Here is a 9,632-nt window from a genome sequence, read left to right on the forward strand (position 1 = left end):
GTATTTGAGACAGGTTCGTTCGATCCGCGACCACGGCGACGTGTGTGCCGGGGGCCCGGCCCTCGCGCCACGGCGCCGGATCCAGCCGCGGCGCTCCCCGCCGGTGGGGTGGCTCACAGGCGTTGGTCGGGTTCGTGACCGTGATTGTTCAGATCGGGTTGGCAGGATGGCGGCGTGAGGACCTGTGCGCATGCCGACAGCCCTGCCGCCGCCGACGCCCGGAGCGAGGGGCGGCAGGATGGCTGACCGGCCGGTGGCGGAGGAACTGCTGGCGCTCGCGCTCGACGTCGCCGCCGAGGCGGGGGACCTGCTGGTGCGGGGGCGGGCCGGGGACGTCGCGGCCGAATCGACGAAGTCGTCGCCGACGGACGTGGTGACGGCGCTGGACCGGGCGTCGGAGGAACTGGTCGCGAGAAGGCTGCGCGAGGCGCGGCCCGACGACGGGATCCTCGGCGAGGAGGGGGCGGACGCGGCGGGGACCAGCGGGGTGCGCTGGATCGTCGACCCGATCGACGGAACCGTCAACTTCCTCTACAACCTGCCGAACTGGGCCGTGTCGATCGCCGCCGAGATCGACGGCGAGGTCGTCGCTGGCGTGGTGCACGCGCCCGCGCTCGGGCGGACCTACACGGCGCTGCGCGCCGGGGGAGCGGCGCTCGACGGGCGGCCGCTGCGCGTCTCCGCGGTCGACAGCCTGACCATGGCGCTCGTCGCGACCGGGTTCGGCTACACGGTCGAGCGGCGCACGGCCCAGGTCGCGGTGCTGACCAGGGTGGTCCCGCGGGTGCGCGACATCCGCCGGATGGGCGCCGCCTCGCTGGACCTGTGCGCCGTCGCGGCCGGCACGCTCGACGCCTACTACGAACGCGGCCTCAAGCCGTGGGACCACGCCGCGGGCGGCCTCGTGGCCACCGAGGCGGGCGCCGTCGTGGGCGGCCTCGACGGCGCGCCCGGCGGCGAGGACCTCTACGTCGCGGCCTCGCCCGCGATCTTCGGTCCGCTCGTCGACCTGCTCGCCCAGGACCCGCGCGCCGACCGCGACTGAGCCGATCGCGACTGAGCCGATCGCGACTGAGCCGATCGCGACTGAGCCGATCGCGACTGAGCCGATCGCGACTGGGCCGGGCGCGACTGGCCGGCCACGACCAGCGCCGGTCAGGATGGCGGCCGGCGCGGCGACCGCTGGCCGCCGCGCCCGGCGACGCCGCGCACCAGGTGATTAACAGTTTGCGATCGCCCGTAGGATCGAAGAGTGGTGTCAACAGACGGTGCCCCGGGGCCGGCGACGCAGCCGGCGACCCGGGCGATTCCAGCGAAGCCAAGTCTCGACGGGGTCGAGGAGCGCTGGTCAGCGGTATGGCGCGACCAGCAGACGTACCGGTTCGACCGCGCGGTCGGCCGTGAGCGCGTCTACTCGATCGACACCCCGCCGCCGACCGTAAGCGGCTCGCTGCACGTCGGCCACGTCTTCTCGTACACGCACACCGACCTGATCGCCCGCTACCAGCGGATGCGTGGCCGCGAGGTCTTCTACCCCATGGGGTTCGACGACAACGGGCTGCCGACCGAACGGCGGGTGCAGAACTACTACGGGGTGCGCTGCGACCCGTCGGTGCCGTACGACCCGGGCTTCACCCCGCCCGCGAAGCCGGGCAAGGAGCAGATCCCGATCAGCCGGCGCAACTTCGTCGAGCTGTGCGAGCAGCTGACGCTGGAGGACGAGAAGGGCTTCGAGGAGCTCTGGCGCCGGCTCGGCCTGTCCGTCGACTGGTCGTGCACCTACGCGACGATCGACCGCCGGTCCCGCGCCGTCGCCCAGCGGGCGTTCCTGCGCAACTTCGCGCGCGGCAACGCCTACCTGGCCGAGGCGCCGACGCTGTGGGACGTCACGTTCCGCACCGCGGTCGCCCAGGCCGAGCTGGAGGACCGGAACCGCCCCGGCGCCTACCACACGCTCGCGTTCCCCAAGGCGAGCGGCGACGGTGACGTGATCATCGAGACGACCCGGCCGGAGCTGCTGCCGGCCTGTGTCGCGCTGGTCGCGCACCCGGACGACGAGCGTTACCAGCCGCTGTTCGGCAAGACGGTGCGCACGCCGCTGTTCGGCGTCGAGGTGCCGGTGGTCGCGCACCGGCTCGCGGACCCGGAGAAGGGCTCCGGCATCGCGATGATCTGCACGTTCGGGGATCTCACCGACGTGATCTGGTGGCGCGAGCTGAACCTGCCCGCGCGTGCCGTGATCGGCCGCGACGGCCGGCTGCTGCCCGACCCGCCGGCCGCGATCGACACCGAGGCGGGGCGGGCGGCCTACGCGGAGCTCGCCGGCAAGACGGTGCACGCCGCCAAGACCCGGATCGTCGAACTGCTCAGGGAATCCGGCGCGCTCAAGGGCGAGCCGCGGTCGATCGAGCACCCCGTGAAGTTCTACGAGAAGGGCGACCGGCCGCTGGAGATCGTCTCCACCCGGCAGTGGTACCTGCGCAACGGCGGCCGCGACGAGCAGCTGCGTGCCGCCCTGCGCGCGCGCGGCGCCCAGCTCAACTGGCACCCGCCGCACATGCGGGTCCGCTACGAGAACTGGGTCGACGGCCTCAACGGCGACTGGCTGATCTCCCGGCAGCGTTTCTTCGGCGTGCCGTTCCCGGTCTGGTACCCGCTGGACGCCGACGGCGAGCCGCGTTACGACGCGCCGATCCTCGCGGCCGAGGACAGCCTGCCCCTCGACCCGTCGACCGACCTGCCGCCCGGCTACACCGCCGAGCAGCGCGACGTGCCCGGCGGCTTCACCGGCGACCCGGACGTCATGGACACCTGGGCGACGTCGTCGCTGACCCCGCAGATCGCCGCCGGCTGGATCGACGACCCCGACCTGTTCGAGCGGGTCTTCCCGATGGACCTGCGCCCGCAGGCCCACGAGATCATCCGGACCTGGCTGTTCTCGACCGTGGTGCGCAGCCACGACGAGCACGACCTGCTGCCCTGGTCGGACGCGGCGATCTCCGGCTGGATCCTGGACCCCGACCGCAAGAAGATGTCGAAGTCCAAGGGCAACGTCGTCACCCCGATGGGGCTGCTCGAGGAGCACGGCTCGGACGCGGTCCGCTACTGGGCGGCCTCCGGCCGCCCGGGCACGGACACGGCGTTCGACGTCGGCCAGATGAAGATCGGCCGCCGGCTCGCCATCAAGATCCTCAATGCCAGCCGGTTCGCGCTCGGCATCGTCGGCGGGGAGGGTGGCGCCGCGCTGTCCACGGGCATCGCGACCGGGGACGCGGCCAGCGAGGCGACGCTGGCCGCGGTGACCGAGCCGCTGGACCGGGCGCTGCTCGCGAGCCTCGCCGACGTCGTCGACGCGGCGACCGCCGCGTTCGACGGCTATGACTACACCCGCGCGCTCGAGGTCACCGAGTCGTTCTTCTGGACGTTCTGTGACGACTACGTGGAGCTGGTGAAGGGCCGGGCCTACGGCGGCGCGGGCGAGGCGGGCGCGGTCTCCGCTCAGGCGACGCTGGCGGTGGCGCTCTCCACACTGCTGCGGCTGTTCGCCCCGTTCCTGCCGTTCGTCGCCGAGGAGGTCTGGTCCTGGTGGCAGGCCGGCTCGGTGCACCGGGCCCGCTGGCCGGAGGCCGCCCAGCTGCGCAAGCTCGCGGAGGCGGCGCCGTCGCGCCAGCTCGAGGTGGTCGGCGTGGTCCTCTCGGCGGTGCGCCGCGCCAAGTCCGAGGCCAAGGTGTCGATGAAGGCCGAGGTCGCGTCGGCGAGGGTCACCGCCGAGCCCGACGTGCTGGCCCTGCTCGCCCCGGTCTCCGCCGACCTGCGCAGCGCCGGCAGCATCACCGACCTCGCGCTGCTCGACGGCACCGGTGAGATCGCCGTCGCGGTGGAACTGGCCCCCAGGCCCGCGGCGGTCTGACCGTCGAGGGTGCTCGGCCGGGCCCGTGGCCGGCCGAGCACCCCGATCGCCTCCGCGACCCCCAACGCCCCGCCCGCGGCTTCGCCGGCCGCCGGTCGGCCCGCCCCTCAACGGGCGCCGACCGGGCGACGTGTCACATCCTGGTGGGGTACCCCGTCCTTGCGGTGAGGCGATGCGCGAGGAGGGTTCCATGAAGATCTTTTTGACGGGCGCGACCGGGGTGCTGGGACGGCGGGTGGTGCCGTCGCTGGTCGCGGCCGGGCACGCGGTCGACGCGGTGGCCAGGGGCGAGGCCAAGGCGGACGAGCTGCGGCGGGCCGGCGCGGACCCGGTCGCCGTCGACCTGTTTGACCGGCAGGCGGTGTTCGCGGCGGTCACGGCCGCTCGCCCGGACGCGGTCGTCCATCTCGCCACCAACATCCCGAACATGTCGCGCGCGCTGCTGCCCGGCGCGTGGCGGATCAACGACCGGCTGCGCGCCGAGGCGAGCCACCATCTCGCCGACGCGGCGCTGGCCGCCGGCGCCGGCCACTACCTGCAGGAGTCGATCACCTTCGGCTACGCGGACGGCGCCGACCGCTGGCTCGACGAGGACGCGCCACTGGCCCGCGGCCCGCAGGAGCGCGCCGTCGCCGCTTCGGCCCAGGCCGTCGCCCGGTTCGCCGGCAAGGGCGGCGCCGGTGTGCTGCTGCGTTTCGCGGCCTTCTACGCCGCCGACAGCGCGCATACCCAGGCCCAGGTCGCGATGGCCAGGGCGGGCCGGCCCGCGCTGCCCGGCCCGGCCGACGGTTACCTTTCGAGCATCCAGATCGACGACGCCGCGAGCGCCGTCGTCGCGGCGCTGACGGTCCCCGCCGGAACGTACAACGTCGCCGACGACGCTCCGATGCTCCACCGCGACGCCGCCGACCTGCTCGCGGCGGTCGCCACCGGCCGGCCCGGCACCCACGGCCGACTGATCCCGGCCGCGGTGATGCGGCTGTCGGGCCGGGCCCGGCCGCTGACCCGCTCGCACCGGATCTCGAACGCCCGCTTCAGGGACGCGACGGGCTGGCGTCCGCGTTTCCCGTCGCTGGCCGACGGTCTGCCCGAGGTGGTCCGGGAGCTTGGCGCCGCGACGGCGGCCGGCGAGCCGCTGGCGGCGCGGCGATGACCATCGCCGGCGCCGGCGGGGCCGGCGAGGACCAGGCTGGCGAGGACCGGGGCGATGCCGGCGGGCCCGGCCGCGCCGGTCGGCGGGGTGGTGACCGCGCGGCGGCGCTCGCGTCGGCGTTCGAGGCGGAACGCGGCTACCTGCGCGGCCTGGCCTACCGGATCCTCGGCTCGTTCACCGACGCGGAGGACGTCGTCCAGGAGGCCTGGCTGCGCCTCGACCGCGCCGACGTCGAGCCGGACGACCTGCGGGCCTGGCTGACCGTCGTGGTCGGCCGGCTCTGCCTCGACGAGCTGCGCTCGGCCAGGGCACGGCGGGAGAGCTACGTCGGCCAGTGGCTGCCCGAGCCGCTGGCCGAGGCCGGCGGCCTCGACGCGACGGCGGTCTACGGGGCCGGGAGCGCCGCCGGTATGGCGACACCGGCCCAGCACGCGCTCGTGGAGGCGTCCCAGAACGACGTGGCGGACCGGGTCACCCTCGCCGAGTCGGTCAGCATGGCGATGCTGGTCGTGATGGACACGCTCACCCCGGCGGAGCGGACCGCGCTGGTGCTGCATGACGTCTTCGGCTACGGCTTCGAGGAGGTCGCCCAGGTGACGGGCCGCACCCCGGCCGCCTCCCGCCAGCTCGCGAGCCGCGCCCGGCGGCGCGTCCGCGCCGACGGAGCCCGGTTCGACCCCGACCCGGCGCGCGGCTGGAAGGTCGCCGAGGCGTTCCACGCCGCCGCCACCGGCGGCGACCTCGGCGTGCTCGTCGAACTGCTCGACCCGGACATCGTGCTGCGGTCCGACGGCGGCGGTCTCGCCCGGGCGGCGCGCCGGCCGATCGTCGGCCGGGACAAGGTCGCGCGTTTCCTGCTCGGCATCCTGGAGAAGGACACGCGCGAGCCGGGCGAGCACGCGATCGTCCCCGCCGCGGTCAACGGTGGCCCCGGCTTCCTGCACTACACCGGCGGCGAGCTGGCGACGGTCGCGGCCCTGACCGTCGCCGAGGGCCGGGTCCAGGCCATCGACTTCGTCAGCAACCCCGACAAGCTCCACCACCTGCGCGGCCCCGCCGGCCCGGTGCCCGGCCCCGCCTGACCGAACCGCGGCGATCCCGGAGACCGCCGGCCGGCCCGCGGTCCCGATCCGGCCGCGGACCGGCGGGCCGGGGCTGACCTGGTCGGCGCCCGCTTCCGCGGACGGCCAGCCTGGCTCGATCCGTCGGGCGGCGGGCCGTCAGTCGATGCGGCGGAGCTCCTCGCGGAAGCGCTTGCCGTTCTGGACATAGTGCTCGGCGGCGATGGCGATGCCCTCGGCGTTGGCGGCACCCTCGCGGATCTTGGCGGGGACGCCGAGGGCCATCGCGCCCGGCGGGACGACGCCGTTGTTGCTGACGACCGCGTTGGCGCCGACGATCGCGCCGGATCCCACCCGGGCGTTGTGCAGCACGATCGAGCCCGAGCCGATGAGCGCCCCGTTGTCGACGACGCAGCCCTCCAGGTGGGCGACGTGGCCGACCACGCAGTCATCGCCCACGATCGTGTTGTGGGTGACGGTGGTGTGCATGACGGTGCCATCCTGGATGGAGGTGCGGGCACCGATGACGATCCGCCCGGTGTCCCCGCGCAGCACGGCCCGCGGCCAGATCGACGACTCCGGCCCGATCGTCACCGACCCGATCACGGTCGCGTCCGGGTGGACGTACGCGGACGGGTCGATGTCAGGTACCTGGTCTCCGAGCGCGTAGATAGCCAAGACAGCCTCCCGGCGGCAACTACCTCGAGGTGGACGGCCGAGCTGGCGCCCCCCGTCATCTTGCCGTGAATGCCCGCCCCAGTGCCGGGCCGCGAACCCCGGTTCCGCGTGATCCCCATCCCTGCCAGGCTCGGACCGGCCATCCACGCGGGCCGTCGCGGGCCGCCACCGCGCCGGCCTCCGGTGGCGGCCAGGGGCCCGCGGCGAGCCGGGAACGGGCCGTGAGGATGGCGTCGCGTCGGGCGGGCCTCAGCGCAGCTCGGCGATGCGGGCGCCGGGGGTGGGCATCTGCGGGCGGCCGGAGGTGGCGGAGGTGCCGGTGCCGGCGGGAGCGTCGCCGCCCGCGGAGCCCGGGACGTTGTCGGTGACCTCCTTGGGCAGCTTCAGGGGCAGCGGATCGCGCACCGGCATCGCGTCGTCGCCGCGGACCACGACCAGGCGGCGCAGCGTCTCCACGAGTAGCGGCGCCCGCGTGGGGTCGAGCGCGCCGGGGCCGGTGAGCACCGCGCGCACGAACCAGCGCGGGCCGTCGACGCCGATCATCCGGCCGGGGACCATCTGGCCGGGGACCGGGGTGGGCAGCGCGAGCTCCAGCTCGCGGCCGTGTGGGCCCTCGACCGTGCGGGGGGTGCCACCGGCCGCCTGGAGCTGCTCGACGATCTCGGCGCGGACGTCGCCCCACAGGCCGCGGCTCTTCGGGGCGGCGAAGACGGCCAGCTCCATGGCGCTCTGGCCGTCGGCGACCACCACGGACAGCGGCCGGCCGGACGCCTCCTCGACCTGGAACTGGATCTGCACCCCCTCCAGCGCCGGCACCCGCAGGCCACCGATGTCGAGGCGGTGCACCCCGTCGCGTGGGGCCTCGCTGACGTCGTAGGGCCCCTCCGGCTCGCCGGTGAAGTCGATCGAGTCGTCGACGTCCTCGTCGGGCTCCCGCTCCTCGTCGAGAAGTGCGTCCTCGTCGTCCTGCTGCCTGCGGCGGCGCCCGAATGCCATGACTTTCCCTCTCCTACCGGTGACCGAGCCAGTCCCGCTGGGTCAGTGAGCCGCGTCGCGCACGGCGTCGCCGCCTCGGGTCGACCCGAAACCTCCGGTCGACCCGAAGCCGCCGGCGCCACGCCCTGAGGCCGGCAGCTCGTCGACCTCGCGGAAGGCGGCATGCTCCACGCGCTGCACGACGAGCTGGGCGATCCGGTCGCCGCGGGACAATCGGATCGGCTCGGTCCGGTCCGTGTTGATGAGGATCACTTTGATCTCTCCACGGTAGCCCGCATCGACGGTACCCGGTGAGTTGACCACCGAGAGTCCATGGCGCGCGGCGAGACCGCTGCGGGGGTGCACGAACGCGGCATACCCAGCCGGCAGCGCGATAGCGAGGCCGGTCCCCACGACCGTGCGCTCACCGGGCGCCAGCGTGACGTCCTGGGTGGTGACCAGGTCGGCGCCGGCGTCCAGCGGACGGGCGTAGGAGGGCAGCGGAAGATCCGGATCGAGCCGGCGTACCAGCACCTCGACCGACGGTGCCTCGGCGGGCTCCCGGCCGGCGGGGACGTCGGCGGGGGCGATGACGGGGACGGGGTCGAGGGCGGTCATGGCGGCTCCCTGGGGCGGCGTGCGGCGTGCGTGCGCGGCGCTGGCTCTCGGCGCCGGTCGGTGGCGGGCGCGAACGGTCCCACCTACCGGGCTGGGACGATACTGGCGGCGCGCACCGTCACCGGCTGGGTAGGTAGAGCGATGGCGGCGTGGCCGCGTCGCGCCGCCGCCGTGGCGGGTGGGGTGCCGCCGGGTGAGCAGCTAACGCAGGATCTACAGACATATAGAAGAGGTGCGCGGTGGCCGGAGCGGTATCCAAGGTCGGCTGGAAGATCATCGGGGGGGCGGCGGCGGCCGCGGGCGGCACGGCGGCCACCAGGAGCGTCAACGCCGTCCACAAGAAGGTGCGCGGCGGCGAGCCGCCGCGGCTGGCGCACCCCGACACCTCCTGGCGGGAGGCCATGTTCTGGGCGTTGCTGTCGGCGGTCGCGGTAGCCATCGGCAGGCTCGCCGCCGAGCGGGCCGTCGCGGTCGGCTGGGCCCGGGCGACCGGGGCGCTGCCGCCGGGGATGGAGCGTGAGCCCGAGCCGGTGGCCGAGCCGGCGGGCTGACGCCGCGGGCCTCACCGGACGCCGGGCACGACGGCGGCGGCCAGCCTCGCGCCGGCCCGCCGCCTTCGCGCGTACGCCCCCGCCGCCATCGCGTGTATGACAGAGACCGACGTCACAAAACCTACGGCCCGACCCCCGTCGTCGGAGCAAACTGCCTTTCGAGGGCGTTTCGAACTGATGTCGACGGGACACGGTCCCACGACGCGGCGCGAGCGACCTGACGCTGGTGGGTCAGATCGGAGGAGCCGTGGCTGAGAAATCCGGCTGGTGGGGCAAAGTGCTGCACCGGCTGACTGCGGCGGACGACGAACTGGAGGCGGAGGATCTGCGGCGCGCGGCGGCCGCCGAGGGGGCGGCGCCGATCGTCGGCTGCCAGGACCACCAGGAGGCGTGCGTGGCTGGGACCATAAGGTCGGTCACGCTGCGCACTCGATCCGGGGCTCCCAGCCTCGAGGTGGAGATCTACGACGGCAGCGGCAGCGCGACGCTGGTCTTCCTCGGCCGCCGTCAGATCCCCGGCCTGGACGCGGGGCGGTCGCTCAAGGCGTCCGGCCGGATCAGCCGGGACGAGCGGCGGACGACGATCTTCAACCCGCGCTACGAACTGCTCCCGGCGTCCTCCGCGGGCGTTTAGCGCACCCGGGCCGCCGGCTCGGCGGGCTCGATCCGTGGCCGCGGCCACGGAT

Annotated in this window: 9 protein-coding genes; 6 read left to right on the plus strand and 3 right to left on the minus strand. The window is 74.5% G+C overall.

Features of this window, described 5'->3' with window-relative positions; all coding sequences use genetic code 11:
- The first annotated feature begins 238 nt into the window (after positions 1-238).
- The 4 genes from I6A81_RS02530 (at position 239) to sigJ (ending at position 6,145) form a co-directional block, all read left to right on the plus strand.
- Positions 239-1,045, plus strand: coding sequence for an inositol monophosphatase family protein (locus I6A81_RS02530; protein ID WP_203005892.1), 807 nt, complete (start codon positions 239-241; stop codon positions 1,043-1,045).
- Positions 1,046-1,252: 207 nt separating this feature from the next.
- Complete coding sequence (gene valS / locus I6A81_RS02535; RefSeq protein WP_203005891.1) at positions 1,253-3,910, plus strand: valine--tRNA ligase; 2,658 nt, start codon at positions 1,253-1,255, stop codon at positions 3,908-3,910.
- Between the two features lie 190 nt (positions 3,911-4,100).
- Positions 4,101-5,063, plus strand: a complete 963-nt coding sequence (locus tag I6A81_RS02540) for an NAD-dependent epimerase/dehydratase family protein (RefSeq protein WP_203005890.1) — start codon at positions 4,101-4,103, stop codon at positions 5,061-5,063.
- Positions 5,060-6,145 (plus strand): RNA polymerase sigma factor SigJ, encoded by a 1,086-nt coding sequence (gene sigJ, locus I6A81_RS02545; RefSeq protein ID WP_203010078.1) that lies wholly within the window; start codon positions 5,060-5,062, stop codon positions 6,143-6,145. The genes I6A81_RS02540 and sigJ overlap by 4 nt, the downstream gene beginning before the upstream one ends.
- A 138-nt stretch (positions 6,146-6,283) precedes the next feature.
- Here sigJ and I6A81_RS02550 read toward each other — a convergent pair whose 3' ends face one another.
- From I6A81_RS02550 to dut, 3 genes are all read right to left on the minus strand, one after another.
- Entirely contained in the window at positions 6,284-6,802 is a 519-nt protein-coding gene (locus tag I6A81_RS02550; RefSeq protein WP_203005888.1) for a gamma carbonic anhydrase family protein, read from the minus strand.
- 249 nt (positions 6,803-7,051) lie between these two features.
- Positions 7,052-7,798, minus strand: a complete 747-nt coding sequence (locus tag I6A81_RS02555) for a DUF3710 domain-containing protein (protein WP_203005887.1) — start codon at positions 7,796-7,798, stop codon at positions 7,052-7,054.
- 42 nt (positions 7,799-7,840) lie between these two features.
- Positions 7,841-8,395, minus strand: a complete 555-nt coding sequence (gene dut / locus I6A81_RS02560; protein WP_203005886.1) for a dUTP diphosphatase — start codon at positions 8,393-8,395, stop codon at positions 7,841-7,843.
- Between the two features lie 239 nt (positions 8,396-8,634).
- On the opposite strand from dut, the gene I6A81_RS02565 reads away from it, so the two are divergent.
- Positions 8,635-8,946 carry a DUF4235 domain-containing protein gene (locus I6A81_RS02565; RefSeq protein ID WP_203005885.1) on the plus strand — a complete coding sequence of 104 codons (312 nt, stop codon included), beginning with the start codon at positions 8,635-8,637 and terminating at the stop codon, positions 8,944-8,946.
- A gap of 247 nt (positions 8,947-9,193) precedes the next feature.
- A complete protein-coding gene (locus tag I6A81_RS02570; RefSeq protein WP_203005884.1) occupies positions 9,194-9,580 on the plus strand; it encodes an OB-fold nucleic acid binding domain-containing protein in 387 nt (128 codons plus the stop codon).
- The last annotated feature ends 52 nt before the right edge of the window (positions 9,581-9,632 follow it).

The sequence above is a fragment of the Frankia nepalensis genome (assembly GCF_016786325.1).
Lineage (GTDB): Bacteria > Actinomycetota > Actinomycetes > Frankiales > Frankiaceae > Pseudofrankia > Pseudofrankia nepalensis.